The organism is Arthrobacter sp. Bz4, assembly GCF_003075455.1.
Lineage (GTDB): Bacteria > Actinomycetota > Actinomycetes > Actinomycetales > Micrococcaceae > Arthrobacter_D.
Genome location: NZ_QDAE01000014.1, coordinates 47,427 through 66,805, shown reverse-complemented (window position 1 = coordinate 66,805; position 19,379 = coordinate 47,427). Strand labels below are relative to the sequence as shown.

Genomic DNA, 19,379 nt, shown 5'->3' with positions numbered 1-19,379 from the left:
CTCTTCGCATGGCCAAATTCTTCGATGTGCACCCCGACGATCCACAGCCGCGCGCAATCGGGCAGATCGTCGACGTCGTCAGGTCCGGCGGGCTCATCGCCTACCCGACGGACTCTTGCTACGCGCTCGGCGCGCAGCTGGGCAACAAGGACGCGCTGGACCGCATCCGCTCCATCCGGAAGCTCGACAACAAGCACCACTTCACGCTGGTCTGCAAGGATTTCGCGCAGCTTGGCCAGTTCGTCCACATCAATAACGATGTTTTCCGCAGCATCAAGGCCGTAACGCCAGGCAGCTACACGTTCATCCTGCCGGCCACCAAGGAGGTGCCGCGCCGGTTGCTGCACCCCAAGAAGAAGACCGTGGGTGTCAGGATTCCGGATCACCGGATGGTGCAGGCCCTGCTCGCCGAGCTTGGCGAACCGTTGCTGTCCAGCACCCTTCTGCTGCCCGATCAGGAAACGCCGCTGACCCAAGGCTGGGAAATCAAGGAAGAGCTCGACCACCAGGTGGATGCGGTCATCGATTCGGGCGACTGCGGCGCCGAACCGACCACCGTGATCGACTTTTCCAGCGGCTCCGCCGAAGTGGTGCGTCACGGCATGGGCGACCCGTCCCGGTTCGAGTGAGTGGTGTTGCCAGCTACGTGGGGTATTCTCAGCCCTAGACGGCCTCGGTTACCGTCGTTTTAGGCATTCATCACCGTCTGACCGCACGGCGAGCCAGCACGTTAAGGTATCCCGTGAACAGACAGCACCGCTCTCAGACAGGCAAGATCCTTCCTGTTTCGTCCTGCGAGGCGCCCCACGAATCAGCTACGCGGTACGAACTGCGCGCCTCACTCTCGACTCGCACCGTTAGAGGTTTCCCAGCACCGGCAGTAAACCCGTCGCCCAGGGCAGACCTTGCCCGGGGATGAACACCGTCGACCGGCTGGAGGCCAGACATGAGCTATTCAAACGAACTAACCATCAAACGGCTGCGTGATAGTGGCGCCGACGGCGATCTCCTCCAGCGGTTGGAGCAGGTCGATGCGGAGATCGACGTGATTCTCCGGTCGGGCGGGACCTCACAGGATGTGAGGGAAACCCAGCAACTTTTTGACGATTTGTCGGCTGCCGCGGTCGACGCAGCTGTCCAGCCCGTCCCCTCGGGACACACGGGCGCTGGACACCAGACGCAATAATAAGACCATGACACGCACCGAATCTCTTGAGATCGAACGCAAGTACGACGTCGGCACCCATGAGGTGGTCCCCGACCTCACCGGCATCACCGGCGTGGCCAGCGCGGACGACGGCGGTACCGTGGTTCTGGAAGCCCTGTACTTCGATCTGCCGGACCGGTCGCTGCTGCGCCACGGAATAACCCTGCGACGGCGGCGCGGGGGCAAAGACGAGGGCTGGCATACCAAGTTCCCGGCGGACGCGGACCGGCTCGAGGTCCAGGTGCCGCTGTCCGGCACGGGCGATACACCGCCGTCGGAGGTACTCGATCTGGTTCGGGTCCATGTCAGGAATAGTGCCCTCGAACCAGTTGCACGAATCACGACCACCCGCACCATCACCACTCTGGTGGATGCGGCTGGCACCCCGCTGATCGAAATCAGCGATGATGTGGTCGACGCAGAGGACCTGACCACCGGCGTCGAACGGTCCTGGCGGGAATGGGAAGCAGAAGTGCAGGGCGGAGAACCCGCTCCCGATGATGCCAGGCAGGCCCTGGTGGACGCCATCGAGCACTCCTTGTTGAACGCTGGCGCCGCCCCAGCCGCCAGCACGTCGAAACTGGCCCGGGCCATGGGTGGCCAACCCCAGCTCGCTCCGGTCCACGGTAAGCCCGGCTCTGTCCGGAATGTGCTGACCGCTTCGTTCCGCCAGGTGGCCGCCGAACTGGTGGCGTGGGATCCGCGGGTGCGCCGCCACGAGGCAGGTTCGCTGCACCAGTTGCGGGTGAAGGCTCGCACTCTGCGTAGCATGCTGAAGACCTATCGGCCGCTGCTGGAGGGCGGCCCGGCGGGCGAGCTCGAAGGTCAGCTGAAGTCACTCGGCCGGAATCTCAGCGCCGCCCGTGACGCGGAAGTGATGCAGGCGCTGATCGTGACCCGCATTGCCAACCGGCCACCGGGGTCAATCCCCCGGCACGTGATGAGGCGGTTGGACAAGTCATCGGCCGCCCGGTACCAGAAGGCCTACTCGGCAGTCCTCCGGGACCTCAATTCCGCTGAATACTTCGCTACCCTTGATGCCCTTGACGAGTTCACCGCCCGGGTCCCGCTGAAGGGCGAGAAGAACAACGGCGGGAAGGCTGCCACGAACCTTCCGCCAGCGGTCAACCGCCAGCAGGAGATCGTGGTGAAATCCGCTCAACGTGCCAGCCGCGCATCAGATCTGGACTCCCAGCTGGAGTTGCTGCATGAGGTGCGCAAGAGGTCCAAGCGCCTGCGCTACGCGATCAGGTCGGTTGAGGGGGCCTCGGGATTCGCTTTCGGCGGGCAGGTGGGAAAGTCAATGAAGTCGTCGGAGAAGATCCAGGACATTCTGGGAACCCACCGCGACAGCGTCCTCTTTCAGGAGTATCTCCTCAAAGCATCCCGTGCGGCGCGACGGGCCGGAGAGAACACTTACGCCTACGGAGTGCTTCATGAGGCCGAGAATTCGATCCAGGCCGATGCTGAAAGAAAATTCCGGAAGAGCATCAGGAAGCTCAGCTGACCGGAAAGCGCACACCATGACCCACCCCACCCAGCCTTGGAACCGCTCACGGTGGGATGCTTCCGCCGAGCTGCCGGAGCGAAACAACGGCGGCTTCGGAGAGTGCTAGCAGGTCAGCGGTCGCGTCGGATCACCGGTCCTGGTAGTTCACCAGTCCTGCCAGCGGCGGTTGCCCTGAAGCGGGATGGCGCGTCGCGCGGGGCCCCGCTGTTCGCTGTCTTCCGTGGCCCACGAGATGAGCACGGCTGGCTTTTTTCCCCGCAGATAGCCACTGAACGTGGCCTCCCCCGAGGTCTGCATGGTGCTTCGCAGATTCGAGGACTCCACAGCGAACTGCTCGAATTGCACGTCGACCGCAGTTGCCTTGGCTGATCCGGTGTTGGTCAACACCCAGATGTTGTCCTTCTGCCAGTACACGGCCCAGTCAGCTTCCCGCAGCCGAGGGGGTTCAGGCACTTCAACCTGACCGGCGGTCACAGCCTCGGGCGTGCGGCGATGACGGTCCGCAGCAATCGCTGCCCACCCGCCGGCAAAGCCGAATCCCGCGGCAACAATCGCCATCACAGGGAACCGGATCCAGTCCATCACTCGTTCCCCAATCCGCTTTCAGTCGGTCACCCGGTAAGCAATTAGCCGCCCGTGGTGTTGCCGCGTCCCCGTGAAATCTAGCACTGAGCCGACCACACTTGTGACGCTGCCCCGCTGAAAGGTCCGGGTCGGGTGCTACGCTTATTTCGTTCGAATATATGTACTAATCGAGGGATGCCGTGACCGTTGTAGCCCATATTGCTCAGTTACACGGAACCCCGCCAGGCCACTTCACCGACGTCGCGCCGGTCTCCGTTCCCGCAGGTTTCCCCTCGCCCGCACAGGACTATTACGACGGCGGGATTGACCTCAACAAACACCTGATCAAAGACACCACCTGTACTTTCATCGTGAGGGTCTCCGGCGACAGCATGTCCGGCGCCGGTATCAACGACGGGGATGAGCTGATCGTGGACCGGTCGTTGGCGCCCCACCACGGCTCGGTGGTGGTGGCGATCCTGGACGGCGAGTTGACGATCAAACGGCTACACCTTGGCGCCACCGGGGTCATCCTCAAAGCGGAAAATCGCGACTATCCGGACATCACTGTCGCTGAACTGTCCGACTTGTCGGTGTGGGGGGTAGTCACCCGCTGCCTGCACTACGTGTAAGCCGCTGCGATGACCGATTACCATTCCCGGATGCCCGATGGCCCGGGCCATTACCCGTCGGCGGCAGCAGCCGACCGTACCAAACCGTCCCGGATAGCTCTCGTCGACGTCAACAGCTTCTACGTCAGCTGCGAACGTGTCTTCGATCCCAGCCTGGCGGGCGTCCCGGTGGTGGTCTTGTCAAACAACGACGGCTGCGTGGTGGCCCGGTCCAATGAGGCGAAAGCCCTCGGCATTCCGCTCGGCGAGCCGTGGTTCAAAATCTCCGCCCAAGCTCCCGGCTGGGGGCTCATTCAGCGCTCCAGCAACTATGAGCTCTACGGAGACCTGAGTTCACGGGCCATGGAGCTGATGGGACGCTTCGCCGCCTGGCAGGAGGTGTACTCGATCGATGAGTCCTTTCTTGGTCTCGCGGGTTCGCCGCAGTCCTTACAGGATCAAGGCTGGGCCATCCGGGCCGCCATGGCGCTGCACACGGGGTTGCCGGTCTGCGTCGGAATCGCCCCGACCAAGACCCTTGCCAAGTTCGCCAACCGGGTGGCCAAACAAAACCCTGCGATGGGTGGCGTCTGCAATCTCGACACCATGCCCGGGGCCCACATCGACCACATCATGTCGCGGGTCCCGGTCACCGGGGTCTGGGGTATTGCTGGCCGGCTCGGAAAACGGCTCAATGCCATCGGCGTGTTTACCATCGCTGACCTTCGTGCCGCTGACCCGTTGTTGATGCGACGGAAATTCTCGGTCCTCATGCAGCGCACCATCCTGGAGCTGCGCGGTGTGCCGTGCATCGAACTGGAAACGGAGCGCGCGGACAAAAAGCAGATGATCTTTTCCCGCTCATTTTCGACGCCGGTCACTACGCTCGCTGGAATGCATCAGGTGATGAGTCTCTACGCGCAGGCCGCGGCGGTGCGCCTGTCCCGGGCGAAGCAACTCGCCAAGAGCATGACCGTCTTTGCTGGCACATCACATTTCCACCGGACTGCTTCCTCCTTCCCGTCCGTGACCGTGAGACTGACCGCCCCGACCGCTGATCCGGTGGTCCTGACGCGGGCGGCTGTCGGGGCCCTTGAGGGACACCTTGGGGAGGGGGTCCCCTACGCTCGGGCCGGGGTGATGCTCACCGATCTGTCCCCCGCCGGGTTTCAACCGCAACTGGACGTCTTCGTTTCGGTGCACGAGCGGCGCAACATCGGAGCGCTCCTCGGCGAGGTGACCCAGAAGTACGGTACGGGAAGTATCGGACTGGGTCGGGCCGGTATGTGCGCCCCGGCCGATTGGACCATGAGCCGCCGGTATTCCTCCCCCCGGTACACCACCGAGTGGGATGAACTCGCCATTGTGAAAGCCGACTGAGTAAGGCCAACTGAGTAAAAGCCGACTGGATGAAAGTACTGCCGACCACTGACCACGGGTGGGCCTTGGTCCCCCTCAAGCAAATGACTCTGCGGCCGGTTCTGAATTCGCCGGCACGATAGGCCCCGCCGGTGACGCGCGCGGTATTGTCCCGATACTGGCGCTGCCTGGTCACAGTACTTCCCGGGACCGGGTGCTAGGCGATTGCGTCCTGTCTGGCCCTACCCGAGAGCTCGAGAACCCGCTCGCACAGCGCGGCCTCTTCCTGATTGTGGGTGACCATCACCACGAACCTGTCGGCCAGTCCAGCACGCAGATCGGCCAGCAGATCCCGGGCCGCCACCGGGTCGAGGTGGGCGGTCGGTTCGTCGAGGAGCACGACGTCGGCCCTCGTCAGCAGGGCCCGGCCAACGGCGAGGCGTTGTTGCTGCCCGCCGGAAAGCCAGGTGCCGCCCGGCCCAACCTGGGTATCCAGTCCTGCGGGCAGGTTATGCACAAAATCGCCCAACCCGGCCCGGGCCAAAGCGGCAGCAAGTTCAGCCTCGGATGGTGGGTCGGCCGGGGTGCGGGCCAGGGCGAGGTTGGCCCGGATACTGGATTGGAACAGGTGGGCTTCCTGGGGGCACCACGCGATGCGCGGCGCACCGGTGGCGCCCGCCGTTCCGGCCCGCGCCAGACCGACGGGTTCCCCGTTGATCAGATAGCTTCCCTCCCGCATCGGCAGGAATCCGAGCAGCGCACCGAGCAGGGTCGATTTCCCGCTCCCGGAAGGGCCGGTCACCGCAAGCCACTCCCCCCGGCGGAGATCCAGGGACACGTCCGAGAACGCGGGAGCCGTCTGATCCGGGTAGGTGTAGGAAGCGCCCCGCAGCTCGAGCGAAGAGACGCTGGCCCCCGGCGGCCGTTCGGCGCGGATGGTTGTGGACCCGAGATCCGGGACTACCCGGTCGCCCACCGCCCGCCACGCTCCGAGGTGGTGAATGGCAGTGTTGACGGCGATGAAGGGTTCAATCAGGGCGAGCTGCATCAGGATGACGACGGCGGCGGCGGCCGGGTTCACACCGTCAGCTGAGCTCAACATGGCCAGGGAACCCAGCGAACAGGTCAAGACGGTGAGGGCGTTGGCTAATCCCTGCGCCCAGGCGCTACGGTCCAGCTTTGCGGACAGCTCGGCCTCCAGAGCACGAAGATCCGACCGCAGTACCCCGGCCGCCGAGTTGGCGCTGAGATCCGGCGCGGCTGCCAGCATCCGGGCCGTGATGTCGAGAATTTCGGCTTTGAGACCAACCGCCGCCCGACGCGCTGAGCGGTCCGCGGCGAGGACGAGCAACGGGGACACCACCAGACACATCGTCACCAGCACCAGTTGCGACGGCAGGCCGGCAGGAAGCACCACAGCGGTGGTGACGGACGCGGCAACTGCCGTGAGGACGCCGACCAGCGGGGCAAACACGGCTCGCGGCGTGAGGTCGCGTAGCTCATCGACGTCACCGACCAGCTGTTCGAGGACTTTGCCCCCGCGGGCCAGTTTCCGCCACGCTGCCGGGCGCTCCAGCAACCCGTTCCACAACCGCAACCGCAACCTGTCGGTGCTCTCGAAGACCGCATCGTGGAGGCGAAGGCGCTCGCAGTACCGCAATACGGATCGGCCGATCCCGAAGAAGCGCACTCCGACAATCGCCGTCAGCAAATACAGGATGGGGATCTGTTCAGAAGCTCTCACGATCATCCAGCCGGAGACCGCCGTCAGCGCGACGGCGAACAGGGTTGCGCCCGCACCGAAGAGCAACGCGGACACAAACCGGCGTCGCCACGGTTGCACCATCGCTACGCTGCGCGTCAGGGAGACCCGTCCCGCCGACACCGGCACATCCTTGCCCACACCGGAAGGCACGCTCAGTCCGTCAGGCTGCAGCGCGGAGTCAGCGTTCGCGGTGTTCCCAGTGTTCCCAGTGTTCCCAGTGTTCGCGGCTAACCTGGCACCGCCGTCGTGCCCGGCAGCGGAACCACCGGACACGCCAATCGTCTGGTCGGCCAGGGACGCCGTCTCGGGGTTATGCGCTACGAGCAGGATCGTCGTGCGCCCCCGCAGACGTGCCAGTGCTGCCTCCACGGATCGGGCGCCCTGTGCGTCCAGGTGGGCTGTTGGCTCATCGGCCAGGAGCAGGGCGATGTCGGAGTGAGCGATTCGTGCCAGTGCTCGCGCCACCGCGACCCGACGCAGCTCGCCTGGGCTCAGGTCGCCGGTGCGAGCGTCAAGTAATCCCGTGGCGTCCACCTGGTTCAGTGCCCGCGCCGCTGCTTCCCTCCGCTCAGCGGCGCTGTCCAGACCGGAGTAGAGACCGATTTCGTCAGCGACCGTTTCTGCCACCAGGACCGGATGCTGCGGGATCCAGGCAATCTCTTGCCGGTGTACCCCCGTGATGGTGCCGGCAACGCGGGTCCCCGCCCCGTCTCCGCGGAGCCCTGCCAGAACCTGAAGCACCGAGGTCTTTCCAGCGCCGCTGGGGCCGGTGAGCACGCTAATCGTTCCACGGGGCAGCGTGAAGGTCAGGCCGTCAACCACGGTTCCGTCCCGCCCGCCGTACCCAATCGTGAGGCCGCTGACGGTGATCGCTGGGCTGTCCGCGACGGCGACGGCGCCGGGTAGCAGGACGCGGCTCCGTGGGGCGTCGGTGATCCGGCGGGACCGCTCAAGCGCGTCGAGGCCTTCCTCGCTCGCGTGGTGTGCTGCGCCGAGGTCGCGGAGCGGTTGGTAGCACTCGGGGGCAAGGATCAGCGCCAGCAGGCCAATTTCGAGACTGAGATCGCCGCCGATGAGCCGGACCCCGATGACCACCGCGACCAGTGCCACTGAGATGGTGGCGATCAGTTCGAGGGCAAGGGAGGACAGAAACGCAACCTTCAGCGTTTCAATGGTTTTGGTCCGGTATTGCCCGGCGACGTCCCGGAGTGCCCTGGTCTGGCTGCCCGCCCGGCCCAGGCCGACGAGAACCGGCAGTCCGCGGGACAGTTCGAGGAGGTGGTCGGAGAGCCGGTTCAGCGACGCCGACGCCTCCTGGACCTTGTCCTGGGTGTGCAGGCCAATCAGGATCATGAAGACGGGGATCAACGGCACGGTCACCACGATCACGACGGCGCTGAGCCAGTCGGCGGCGAGGATACGTGCACCGACCAACAGCGGAACCACAGCACAAGTGACGAGCGCGGGCAGGTACTTGGTGTAGTAGTTGTCCAGACCGTCGAGCCCCCGGGTGACCAGGATGCTCAGCGCGCCGGTCCCGGCATCGGCCGACGTCCCGCCGTCGTTCATCACGCGGGTGGTGATCGCGGTTCGCAGCTCCTCCTTGGCACCGGTCGCGGCACGCTGCGCAACGGCTTCCTGCCACCAGGTGGCCAACGCCCGGAGGAGCGCCCCGGAGATACCCAGGACGAGGACGGACGACCAGTCTGCAGTGGGGGAAACGGCGGTAGCGGATACCGCGGTAGACGAAACGGCAAGGGAAGCGATACCGGAAGCCACGGCCTGGGCGATGAGGACCAGGCCAGCGGCCTTCAGCGCAGCGAGCAGGCCAAGGAGGTAGAGGGCGCGTTTACCGGCCACACCCAGGGTTAGCGCTGGTTTCACTGTGCTCTCACGGCGTGGGCGGTGGGGATCTGGCTCCGGCTGACCCGTTTGCGGAACACCCAGTAGGTCCAGCCTGGTAGACGAGCACGGCGGGCAACCCCACGAGGGCGACGACGCTCATCACGCCGAGCGTGTAGCCCGAGGATGAAGCGTTGGACACCGTGAGGTCAAACGCGGCGTCCAGGGTCGACGGGAGGACCACGGGGAACGCGGCCGTAAAGATCGTGGTGGTGCCAGCGGCGAGGAAGACAGCCATCCCGACGAAACTCCATCCGTCCCGGCGCCGGCGCGCCATGGACCAGGCATAGACAGCGCCAACCACTGCGATCACCAGCGTGAGCAAGGTGACGGTTTTCCCGCCGGTGGCGTGCACCACGATCGCCCAGCCAGCCATCGGCAGCAGCCCCAGTGGCAGCCACCTGAGGAACTGCCGCCGGGCCCGGTTGCGGATGTCGCCGTCGGTCTTCAGCACCAGGAACCCCAGGGCATGGACCAGGCTGAACAAGACGACGGCCGATCCGCCGAGGACCGCATAGCCATTGAACCAGGCGAAGGCTCCCCCTTCCCGGTCGCCATTGGCATTGATGGGAAGTCCTGTCGTCGTCAGCGCCAGGGCCGCGCCTATCCCGAATGCTGACACCAGCGACCCGAGCGCAATGGCCCAGTCCCACCGGTTGCGCCACGCCTCCGTGTCGCCTTTCCCCCGGTATTCGAAGCCGACAGCGCGGAAAATCAGCCCCATCAGGACCAGCAGCAGCGGCAGATACAGGGTGGAGAAGAGCGACGCATACCAGAGGGGAAAGGCAGCGAACGTCGCCGCGCCAGCCGTAATCAACCACACCTCGTTGCCGTCCCAGACCGGTCCAACGGTGTTAAGGAGAACCCGGCGGTCGCGGTCGGTGCGGGCGAACAGTTTCATCAGCATGCCGACGCCGAGATCGAATCCTTCCAGCAGCAGGTATCCGGTCCAGAGGTACGCGATGATGACGAACCACAGGGTGGGAAGGAATTCCATCTCAAATCTCCAGGCGTTCGATCAGGGCCGCGTTCGCGGCGGGGCACACGGGTCTAGTAGGCGAAGGCCAGCACATCGCCGTCGCCCTTCTTCGAGGGGGGAATGTCCCCGCCGGTGGAGTCGTCGTCGTCGGGGCCGTGCTGGGGAATGAGGTCAGGCATGGCCGAGGGAACCCCGCCACGCACATACCGGACCAGCAACTTCACCTCAACCACCAGCAATACGCTGTAGACGACGGTGAAGGCGATGAGCGACGTCGCGAGTTCGGCGGCCGAGACCCCGGGCGACACGGCCGCGGCGGTAAACATGAACACGTTGTCAATGCCGTTGGGGTCGGGGTTAGGGGCAACGACGAACGGCTGCCGGCCCATCTCCGTGAAGATCCAGCCAGCCGCGTTGGCCCCGAAGGGCGCGAGGATCCCGAAAACGGCGAGCTGCATCAGTCGTTTTGATTCCGGGACTGTCCCCCGGCGGGTTATGACGAGTGCCACTGCTGCTGCGAGCGCGGCGACGGCGCCGAACGTGATCATCATTCTGAAGCCCCAGTACGTCACCTCCATCACCGGGACGTAGTCGATTTCCATTCCGGCGCGTTCCCCGTACATCGGATCGTCCGGCAGGTTCGTTCCGTACTGGTCCTGGTACTGCGGCACGAGGGAGTTGACCCCCTGGACCTCGGTGGTGAGATCGCCGTTGGCCATGAAGGAGAGCATGCCCGGAACCTCGATCACTGCCACAATGTCATCGCAGTCCTGTGAGCCGAGGTTTCCTACCGACAGCACCGAGAAACCGGTCCCGTCGTGGCAGGCCGCTTCCGCCGCGGCCATCTTCATTGGTTGCTGCTCAAACATCAGTTTGGCTTGCAGGTCCCCGGTGACGGCAACACCAGCGAACGACACGACGGCGACGACGGCGCCGATCCGGAGGGAACGGAGCCAGACCTGGTGGTCGGCGGCATCCCGTCCCGTGCTTTCGACGCTGCCGACCAGGACTTTCCCGTCTGGGCCGATGGTGTCGATTCCGTCACGGCGTCGCTTCCACAGGTGATACCAGCTGATCCCCAGCAGGAACCCGCCGGCCACGGAGAAGGCTCCGAGGATGGTGTGGGGGAAGGCGACCAACAGGGTGTTGTTGGTCAGGACAGCCCAGATGTCCACCAGGACCGGGCGGCCGTCGACCATTTCCACTCCGACTGGGTGCTGCATCCAGGAGTTGGCGGCGAGGATGAAATACGCCGACATGATCGAGGCGATACTCGCGCCCCAGATGGTGGCCAGATGAATCTTCTTGGGGAGCCGGTCCCATCCAAAGATCCATAGCCCGAGGAAGACCGATTCAACGAAGAACGCGAGGAGTGCTTCCATCGCCAGCGGCGCACCAAACACGTCCCCGACAAAACGGGAGTACTCGCTCCAGGCCATACCGAACTGGAATTCCTGCACCAAACCGGTGGCGACACCCATGATGAAGTTGATCAGAAACAGCTTTCCCCAGAACTTGGTCATCCGCAGGTACTGCGCTTTCCCGGTCCGCACCCACATGGTTTGCATGGTGGCGACCAGCAAGCCCAGGCCGATGGTGAGTGGCACCATCAGAAAGTGATAGACGGTAGTGATGCCGAATTGCCAACGGGCAAGCTCCAGGGCTTCCATGCAACTTCCTTAAACCAACTAGGGCGTGAGCCCACCGATCCAGTTGTTCTACGATCCGTAGAAAAGCTGATTTCTACACAGTGTAGAACAACTCGTAGGGGGTCAGGAAATTGCCCTCCAGCCCGGCTTCCAGCACCTTCACAGGTTCTCCACATGTCGGCCGCACCCCGACCAGATTCCCGCTTGTAGGCTCGGAGGCATGACACAGGGCCGCGGAACCACCCACACAGTACTGGTCGTCGAGGACGACCCGACCATCAATCAGGCGCTCGCCGACCGGCTGATCGCCGAAGGCTTCGCCGCGGTCAGTGCGTTTGACGGGCCCGGCGCCATCAACGCCTACACCACTCACAAGCCGGACCTGGTCATTCTCGACGTCATGCTGCCCGGGTTCGACGGGCTCGAAGTCTGCCGTCGCATCCAGGCCCTGAAACCCATTCCGGTGCTGATGCTGACCGCCAAAGTGCAGGAGACGGACATGCTGGTCGGCCTGGGAGTGGGGGCCGACGACTACGTGGCCAAACCGTTCCGGATGCGGGAGGTAGTGGCCCGCGTCCGGGCACTGCTCCGGCGCGTCGACCGCGCCGCTCAGCTCTCGACGGTCCGGGTCCCCGAACTCGCCGTCGGCGAACTGGTGCTCCACCGGGATACCCGGCGCGTCCAAATCGCCCAGGTTGAGGTTCACCTCACCCCGCTGGAGTTTGACCTGCTCGCCATGCTCGCCGAGCAGCCGGGGACCGTCCGGACCCGGGAAACCCTGATGACCGAGGTCTGGGGGTGGGCCGATGCCCGCGGCACCCGCACACTCGACAGTCACGTGAAGTCTCTCCGGGCCAAGGTCGGTGCAGCGCGCGTGCGGACAGTGCACGGCGTCGGTTACGCCCTGGAGCAGTGACCATGACACCCGACCCGCTGCGTCCCCGCCGCCCACTGGACGGTGTAGCCTCCATCAAGATCAAAATCGGTCTGCTCGTGGCCCTGAGCATTATCGCCGCGGTGGTGGTCCTGCAGGTCGGCATCCGGGCTGGCGTGCCGGGCTGGCTGACCCTCCCCGCGACCCTCGCAGCGGCCCTCGGCGTGACACAATGGCTGGCCCGCGGAATGACCTCGCCGTTGAGGGAAATGACCGACGCTGCGGGACGAATGGCGACCGGTGACTACTCGACGCGGGTGGTGGCCACCTCGGCCGACGAGGTCGGCGCCCTGGCCCGGGCCTTCACCACGATGGCCGCGGATCTGGCGTCCGCCGAGCAGCAGCGTAGGCAACTAATCGCTACGGTGTCCCACGAACTACGGACACCTCTTGCCGCGCAACGGGCTCTTCTCGAGAACCTGGTCGACGGCGTCGTCAAACCCAACGACGCCATCCTTCAGTCGGCCCTCACCCAATCCGAACGGCTCAGCGCCCTGGTCACCGATCTTCTCGACGTTAGCCGCGTTGACGGCGGCGCAGCCGAACTTCAACTGGCGCCGGTACGGGTCGCTGACTTGCTTGATCAGGCCTGCCGGGAAGCGACACTCGGCGGACGGCCAATTCAGCTGACGACGTCGGTCGAACCACCCGATCTGGTGGTGACGGCCGACGCGGCCCGGCTGGCCCAGGTGGTGTCGAACCTTCTCGACAATGCGGTGCGGCACAGCCCATCCGATGGGACGGTTCATCTGGGCGTCGCCACCACGGAGGGGGACCTCTGGTCGCTCGAGGTCACTGACGAAGGGCCCGGAATACCCATCGAACAGGCACAGCGGGTTTTCACCCGGTTCGGCATGGGGGACGACAGCAGCGGCGGTACCGGGTTGGGCCTTGCCATCGCCAGTTGGATTGCCCAACTGCATGGTGGGTCAATTGCGGCTCTGCCCCCCGACCCAGGGTCAACCGGCGCACGGATGCTCGTCCTACTCCCCCGCACGCCCCATCCCCCGCCGGCATCCGGCCCTTCCGACGGATCGCCCCCTGCCAGTACCAACCCGAAGGAGATCGCCGTGACAGCTGCAGGCTACCCGTACCCCGCCGCCCATCCCGAGGGGACAGCCGACCAACCAGCCGCCCGGCCGTCACAATCGAGCGTTGACCGGTGGTGGCCGGAGCAGGGACTGCCCACCGCACCCTTGCCTGTCTACGCCTCGCTGGCCATCGGGGCGCTCGCCGCCGTCGTCCTCCCGGAGCGCAATCTTGGGCTGGGCACCCTACTGGTGTTGCTGGTCTCGGGGGTCCTCGTTCTGGCGCTTTCCCTGCACCGCCGTCGGCCGTGGACCGGTATCGCCGCCACCTTATGCCTCGGGCTGGGGTCCCTGGTCATCCTGCGCGACGCCGAATGGCTGGCAGTTCTGGCGGTGCTGGCTGCCGGGCTCCTGGTCACTACATCGGTGACTGATGCGAAGCGCCTGCTGCCCATCTGCGCCGGTGGGGTGGCCTGGGTGCTGAGCGGCATTCGGGGGCTTCCTCTGCTGGGGAGGACGGTGGCCGCGACTTCCAGCCACCGGATGCTGTGGCCCATGTTGCGCACCGCAGCCATTTCCCTGGTCGCGCTGGTCGTGTTTGGTGGCCTTTTCGCCTCTGGCGACGCTGTGTTCGGTTCGTGGGTGTCAACGGTGCTCCCCGATGTGCGGCTGGCAGACAGCCTCGTCCTGCGCGTCTTCGTCTGGTTCGTGGTCGGCGGCGTGGTCCTCGCCGCCTGTTATCTGGCGATCAACCCGCCTCTCGTGGAGAAGGTGTCGCTGACTGCTGGGCAGCCAGTGCGTCGGGCCTGGGAATGGCTGGTCCCGGTGGGCGTCGTCGTCGCAGTATTTCTTGCCTTCGTGACTGCCCAGGCATCGGCTATGTGGGGTGGCCATGAGTTTGTGCGGAACACCACCGGGCTGAGCTACGCGGACTACGTGCATCAGGGCTTCACCCAGTTGACCATTGCGACGGCGTTGACCCTGGCGACCATTGGCCTGACGGTCCGGAAAGCCCCTCGAGCGACAGCTCAGGACCGGCTGCTGCTGCGTCTCACGCTCGGCTCGCTGTCTGTTCTGACGCTCGTGGTGGTCGCGTCGGCCCTGAACCGGATGTCCGTCTATCAGCAGGCCTACGGATTCACGGTGCTGCGCGTGCTGGTGGACGCTTTCGAGGTGTGGCTAGGTCTGCTGGTGGTGCTGGTGATGGTGGCCGGGGTAAAGCTATCCGGCTGGTGGCTGCCTCGGGCTGCACTGGCCTCTGGGGCTGCGCTCTTGCTGGTTATCGGCGTCGCCAACCCGGCAGCCTGGGTGGCCGAGCAGAACATCGCCCGTTACGTGGAAAGCGGCAAGTTGGATGTCGCCTATCTGGCCACTCTGGGCGCCGATGCGACGCCCGCCGTCATTGAGGGTTTACCGCGGGAGATTGCCCGCTGCGTTGTGGCGTTCCAGCCCGCACCTGAGACCTCTGACGATTGGTTGGGCTGGAATCTGGGTCGGGTCCGCGCTGCCGAGTCAGTCACCGTTATTGATCGGGGCTCCCTGCCCGGGAACTGTTCACCCCAGCTGGGTCAGTGATGACGGCACGGGTTCGGGTACTCATGTGACCGCCCAGAAAGCCGCCCACCACGAGAAACACGCTGCCTAGCCGAGCGAGACCGATGCCCATGCTGTGTCGGTTTCGCCGTCGGGCCAGCCAGGAACCGGCGAAGATCAGGACAGCGACGGCGTTGGCGGACGCATGAACCACCCCCACCCGGCGAGTTCCGGGGTCGGAAAGGGCCCACTCGGCCCACCCGGTGAGGGCCGTCGGCGCAGCAGATACAACACCCAACCCAACCAACCGGGTAGCCGCCCGCCGCGATCCCTCATCCGGGAAGAAGTCGAGAAAGTCGGCCATGAACCAAGCGCCGAACGGAACATCGGTCAGAACCGGATGCAACGGCAGGCCTGTGGCGTCGCCGTGAAACATGCGGCGGATCGGCGCGTGGGCCACCAGTTGCGATGCGAAGGGTTCCACCAGGTCCACGGCGCGGTCCAGCGCCACGTTCTGCTCGAGCCCATGGACCAATCGAAGATAGGGATTTGGCTCCATAGGGCTCAAGATACTCCTCCAGCCCCTGGCTGTCACCCACGTCGGGGCACCCGTGACTAGCGGTACGGGCCCTCGGTCACCGCCCTGTTGGGGGTAACGATCGTGGGGCATTCGATATGCCACAGGACACTTCGGCTCACCGATCCGAGCAGAAGCCGGGTGAGCTTTCCGCGGCCACGCCGACCCACTACCAGGAGCTTCGCCCGCGATGCAGCCGTCACAAGCGCTTTGGCAGGCGACGCGTTCAACTCCAGATGTTGATGCACCACCAGATCCGGATACTGTTCGGTGAGGCCCGCCACCGACTCGGCAAGGTTGACCCGTTCCTCCTCGATCCGCCGTGTCACCACATCGTGTGGAATGGACCCACGCAACCGCAGGTTCGGTGATTCACTGGAGTAGACCGCGTACAGGTCCTCACCCAGACGATCGGCCTCCCGCGCCGCGTAGGCAACCGAGCCGAGGGAATGGGCGGACCCGTCAACGCCCACGACGACGCCCGACCGTCCTTCCATAGACGCCTCGGGGATGACTGCAACCGGCGATACGGCTGCCACGGCCACATTCAGGCTCAGAGCACCAAAAATTACACTCTCGACGCGTCCGAGTTTATGGGTCCCCACAACCACCAGACTGGAATTTTCCGACAGATCCGACAACACCCTGGCGGTATCCCCCAGTAGGAGTCTGGTAGACACCTTGACCGAGGGTGCCAGTTCGTTGGCTTTCGTGGCCGCCTCTTCAAGGACTTCCCGGCCGTGACGCATGAGGTCCTCGAAGTAGGAGACCTCCGGACCGACCCAATAGTCATCCAGCGTGTGTACCAGGATCAGTGGCCTTCGCAGACGCGCCGCCCGGGTAACTGCCCAGAAGAAGGCTTCAGGCGTCGGTCCGCTGGACGGCACGCCCAGAACGATTGACCGGGAGCCCGATGCTGAACCCATGGCATGAACACCTCCACTTGAACTGCCTTGGCTCCATTGTGGTGACATGCCAGCGACGCCTCTAGGGCACTAAGTCCCTTCGGGAACATGGGAGGTGTTCCCTAGCCAAATCTGACCACATCGGGCCAAAAGTCACTGGCCAGCACGCTCAGAAGGATCGACAGTATGCGGTAAGAAATAAGCCATGGAGAGGCCATGTCCGCCATGAATGACGCCCAGGGAGTGCTCCCGGAACTTCCACAGCCTGGTCTTAGCAGCGCGGATGCCTCAAGGCTACTGGCTGAGGTAGGGCCAAATGTGTTGCCCGCGGCCCGCAAGGCATCCCCGTGGCGGAAATTCTTGAGTGAGCTGACTCATTTCTTCGCCCTGATGCTGTGGGGGGCTGCAGGTCTGGCGTGGTTAGCTGGCCTGCCCCAGCTCAGCATTGCAATTGTTGTGGTGGTCATTGTCAACGGAGTGTTTGCCCATATCCAGCAGGAGCGGGCCGAACATGCGGCTGAACGGCTGCAAGGTTTACTTCCGTCGCAAGTCAGCGTCCGGCGTGATGGACGCCAACGGAGTGTCGGCGCCAGTGAACTGGTTCCTGGTGACGTCGTCATTCTGATGGCTGGGGACCGTCTTCCCGCAGACATTCGTTTTACTTCTGCGTCGGCCTGCACGGTTGACGAATCGATGCTGACTGGCGAGAGCGATGCGCTGTCTAAAGTTGTTGGAGAGGCAGCATGGGGCGGCACCTTCCTGGTCAATGGTCAGGCAGAGGGGGTGGTCACTGCTACCGGAGGGAACTCAAGAATCGCAGAGATCGCCTCGCTCACGAACACCACCGAACCCCCACCTACCCCGTTGACCCTGGAGCTGCATCGAATAGTCCGTGTCATTGCGATAATCGCCCTGACCGTCGCAAGCGTCTTCTTTGCAGTCTCAGTTTTGGTTGGAATCGAGTGGCGGCACTCCTTCCTTTTTGCAATCGGTGTCGCCGTCGCACTGATCCCGGAAGGGCTCCTCCCGACGGTCACGCTCTCACTGGCGATGGGGGCTCAACGGATGGCCTCGCGGAACGCCCTCGTTCGCAACCTGGAAGCAGTCGAGACGCTTGGATCCACCACCTTCATTTGCACGGACAAGACCGGAACACTAACCCAAAATCGGATGAATGCCGTTGAGGTGTTCACCCTGTCGGGCCCGGTACGTGTCCTCGGCGACGGGTACGAGCCCGATGCCGTCGTCGATGGCCCGGGGAGAGCCATGGCCCTTGAGGTCGCTGTGGCGGCACGCGCTGCCTCCCAGGGTCGCGTCGTCAAGGAGGGAAGGGAGTGGGTAGCAAACGGCGATCCGATGGAGGCGGCCATCGATGTTCTTGCACGGCGTCTCCTCCAGCATGAACCTGACAACCTGGCGCCAGACCGACGTCTCGCTTTCGACGCGCACCGACGGCGGGAGTCTGTCCTAATCGGCCCCACCCTCTACGTCAAAGGCGCCCCGGAATCTGTCCTCCCGCTCTGTGCAGATCGCGCCACGCGGCTCGAGGAGCAGGTCGAGGCGATGGCTTCCCGAGGCCTACGGGTGATAGCAGTGGCACGAAGAGACTTGCCCGGCCCGCGATCCTTCTGGCTGGATCAGCCCACTGAGAACATCGAACGGGATCTAATCGTCCTTGGCCTCATCGGTCTTCATGATCCCCCTCGCCCGGATGTCGCCGAGGTAATCAGGGCCGCCCGGAGAGCCGGAATCAAGGTAGCGATGATCACTGGCGACCATCCAGCCACAGCCTCGGCAATTGCGAAGGAAATCGGGCTGACGGATGACCCCAGTCTGGTGGTTCAGGGTGCGGACCTACCCGAGGACGAGCAGATCCTTGGTGCACTCCTGGATCGGGACGGCATGGTGGTCAGCCGGGTCTCACCCGAGCAGAAGCTTCGTGTAGCCCGCGCCCTCCAATCCAGGGGTCATGTTGTGGCCATGACTGGCGACGGAGTGAACGACGGACCCGCTTTGCAGCAAGCTGATATTGGGGTTGCCATGGGCCGGGGTGGTACCGACGTAGCTCGAGAGGCGGCCGATCTGGTTTTGCTCGACGATCATTTCGGCACCATTGTCGCAGCGATTGAACAAGGCCGCGCCACGTACTCGAATATCCGCCGTTTCCTCACCTACCACCTGACAGACAACGTCGCCGAGCTCACACCGTTTGTCGTTTGGGCACTTTCCGGTGGCCAGTTCCCGCTCGCCCTGGGTGTCCTACAGATTCTCGCCTTGGACATTGGAACTGACCTGTTTCCCGCTCTGGCGCTCGGAGCCGAGCCCCCGGGTCGGCGGGTCCTGACCAGGCCCCCGGAGCGGCGCCACCTCATGGACCGGAACTTGATGTTCAGAGCCTTCGTCATCCTCGGCCCTGTCGAAGCGATCATCAGCATGACAGCCTTCTCCCTCGTGCTCTTCGGCGGAGGTTGGGTCCGTGGCGAACCATGGGACGAAAAACTGGTGCTTGCCGCATCGGGAGCTGCGTTTGCCGCCGTCGTCTTCGGGCAGCTGGCAACCTCCTTTGCTTGCCGCAGCGCAACAGTGCCGCCATGGAAACAGGGGTGGTTCAGTAACCGCTTGCTGCTGTGGGCTGGCGCGGCCGAACTTGCAGCACTTACCCTGTTTCTTTATCTACCCCCTGTTGCAGCAGTCCTCGGACAGGCACCGCCACCGCCGTCGGGACTGATCGTTGCCGTCCTGGCCATCCCCGGCATGCTGATTGCAGACTGGATCTACAAACGGGTGCGGCAACCCGATAAACCCCTTGGGTAAGGGAGTCGGTCTACGATATCCATGCCCTTCGGCCCTAGTGCG

At 64.4% G+C, this 19,379-nt stretch carries 13 protein-coding genes and 1 pseudogene; 8 read left to right on the top strand and 6 right to left on the bottom strand.

The genetic code is table 11. The features are described 5' to 3' along the window. Positions 1 to 8 precede the first annotated feature (8 nt). From DDA93_RS11460 to DDA93_RS11450, 3 genes are all read left to right on the top strand, one after another. A complete protein-coding gene (locus DDA93_RS11460; RefSeq protein ID WP_019481432.1) occupies positions 9 to 629 on the top strand; it encodes an L-threonylcarbamoyladenylate synthase in 621 nt (206 codons plus the stop codon). 317 nt (positions 630 to 946) lie between these two features. Next, positions 947 to 1,186: a hypothetical protein gene (locus DDA93_RS11455; protein ID WP_116778864.1), complete on the top strand. Its 240-nt coding sequence runs from the start codon at positions 947 to 949 to the stop codon at positions 1,184 to 1,186. A 7-nt stretch (positions 1,187 to 1,193) separates the two neighbouring features. Further along, on the top strand, positions 1,194 to 2,714 hold the full coding sequence (locus tag DDA93_RS11450) for a CYTH and CHAD domain-containing protein (protein ID WP_116778863.1): 1,521 nt from the start codon (positions 1,194 to 1,196) through the stop codon (positions 2,712 to 2,714). Positions 2,715 to 2,861: 147 nt separating this feature from the next. Here the strand turns inward: DDA93_RS11450 and DDA93_RS11445 are convergent, their stop codons facing one another. Continuing rightward, positions 2,862 to 3,299 (bottom strand): hypothetical protein, encoded by a 438-nt coding sequence (locus DDA93_RS11445; protein ID WP_024475580.1) that lies wholly within the window; start codon positions 3,297 to 3,299, stop codon positions 2,862 to 2,864. 182 nt (positions 3,300 to 3,481) lie between these two features. Between DDA93_RS11445 and umuD the strand changes: the two genes are divergently transcribed. Beyond that, positions 3,482 to 3,913, top strand: a complete 432-nt coding sequence (gene umuD, locus DDA93_RS11440) for a translesion error-prone DNA polymerase V autoproteolytic subunit (protein ID WP_024475579.1) — start codon at positions 3,482 to 3,484, stop codon at positions 3,911 to 3,913. Between the two features lie 9 nt (positions 3,914 to 3,922). Continuing rightward, positions 3,923 to 5,272, top strand: coding sequence for a Y-family DNA polymerase (locus DDA93_RS11435; protein WP_024475578.1), 1,350 nt, complete (start codon positions 3,923 to 3,925; stop codon positions 5,270 to 5,272). A gap of 196 nt (positions 5,273 to 5,468) precedes the next feature. Here DDA93_RS11435 and cydD read toward each other — a convergent pair whose 3' ends face one another. The 3 genes and pseudogenes from cydD to DDA93_RS11420 all read right to left on the bottom strand — a co-directional run bounded on the left by cydD (position 5,469) and on the right by DDA93_RS11420 (position 11,567). After that, a complete protein-coding gene (gene cydD, locus DDA93_RS11430; protein WP_116778862.1) occupies positions 5,469 to 8,900 on the bottom strand; it encodes a thiol reductant ABC exporter subunit CydD in 3,432 nt (1,143 codons plus the stop codon). After that, a pseudogene (gene cydB / locus DDA93_RS11425) lies at positions 8,897 to 9,915 on the bottom strand (cytochrome d ubiquinol oxidase subunit II). The gene cydD and the pseudogene cydB overlap by 4 nt, the downstream one beginning before the upstream one ends. A gap of 53 nt (positions 9,916 to 9,968) precedes the next feature. After that, positions 9,969 to 11,567 (bottom strand): cytochrome ubiquinol oxidase subunit I, encoded by a 1,599-nt coding sequence (locus DDA93_RS11420; protein WP_019481424.1) that lies wholly within the window; start codon positions 11,565 to 11,567, stop codon positions 9,969 to 9,971. A gap of 199 nt (positions 11,568 to 11,766) precedes the next feature. Here DDA93_RS11420 and DDA93_RS11415 point away from each other — a divergent pair, with 199 nt between their 5' ends. After that, positions 11,767 to 12,462, top strand: coding sequence for a response regulator transcription factor (locus DDA93_RS11415; RefSeq protein ID WP_024475574.1), 696 nt, complete (start codon positions 11,767 to 11,769; stop codon positions 12,460 to 12,462). A gap of 2 nt (positions 12,463 to 12,464) precedes the next feature. Continuing rightward, the gene (locus DDA93_RS11410; protein ID WP_243400609.1) at positions 12,465 to 15,083 is read left to right on the top strand and encodes a DUF4153 domain-containing protein; all 2,619 of its coding nucleotides are present in this window, start codon (positions 12,465 to 12,467) and stop codon (positions 15,081 to 15,083) included. On the opposite strand, the gene DDA93_RS11405 is transcribed toward DDA93_RS11410, so the two are convergent. Next, complete coding sequence (locus DDA93_RS11405; RefSeq protein ID WP_035746695.1) at positions 15,031 to 15,600, bottom strand: DUF2231 domain-containing protein; 570 nt, start codon at positions 15,598 to 15,600, stop codon at positions 15,031 to 15,033. The two genes, DDA93_RS11410 and DDA93_RS11405, sit on opposite strands and share 53 nt — an antisense overlap. Positions 15,601 to 15,656: 56 nt before the next feature. Then, entirely contained in the window at positions 15,657 to 16,544 is an 888-nt protein-coding gene (locus DDA93_RS11400) for a universal stress protein (RefSeq protein WP_024475572.1), read from the bottom strand. Between the two features lie 195 nt (positions 16,545 to 16,739). Between DDA93_RS11400 and DDA93_RS11395 the strand changes: the two genes are divergently transcribed. Further along, a complete protein-coding gene (locus DDA93_RS11395) occupies positions 16,740 to 19,337 on the top strand; it encodes a cation-transporting P-type ATPase (protein ID WP_116778860.1) in 2,598 nt (865 codons plus the stop codon). Positions 19,338 to 19,379 lie beyond the last annotated feature (42 nt).

Coding starts and splice junctions, on each gene's coding strand:
- DDA93_RS11460 (WP_019481432.1), top strand. CDS start 9: ATGGCCAAATTCTTCGATGTGCACCCCGACGATCCACAGCCGCGCGCA.
- DDA93_RS11455 (WP_116778864.1), top strand. CDS start 947: ATGAGCTATTCAAACGAACTAACCATCAAACGGCTGCGTGATAGTGGC.
- DDA93_RS11450 (WP_116778863.1), top strand. CDS start 1,194: ATGACACGCACCGAATCTCTTGAGATCGAACGCAAGTACGACGTCGGC.
- DDA93_RS11445 (WP_024475580.1), bottom strand. CDS start 3,299: ATGGACTGGATCCGGTTCCCTGTGATGGCGATTGTTGCCGCGGGATTC.
- DDA93_RS11435 (WP_024475578.1), top strand. CDS start 3,923: ATGACCGATTACCATTCCCGGATGCCCGATGGCCCGGGCCATTACCCG.
- DDA93_RS11420 (WP_019481424.1), bottom strand. CDS start 11,567: ATGGAAGCCCTGGAGCTTGCCCGTTGGCAATTCGGCATCACTACCGTC.
- DDA93_RS11415 (WP_024475574.1), top strand. CDS start 11,767: ATGACACAGGGCCGCGGAACCACCCACACAGTACTGGTCGTCGAGGAC.
- DDA93_RS11410 (WP_243400609.1), top strand. CDS start 12,465: ATGACACCCGACCCGCTGCGTCCCCGCCGCCCACTGGACGGTGTAGCC.
- DDA93_RS11405 (WP_035746695.1), bottom strand. CDS start 15,600: ATGGAGCCAAATCCCTATCTTCGATTGGTCCATGGGCTCGAGCAGAAC.
- DDA93_RS11400 (WP_024475572.1), bottom strand. CDS start 16,544: ATGGGTTCAGCATCGGGCTCCCGGTCAATCGTTCTGGGCGTGCCGTCC.
- DDA93_RS11395 (WP_116778860.1), top strand. CDS start 16,740: ATGTCCGCCATGAATGACGCCCAGGGAGTGCTCCCGGAACTTCCACAG.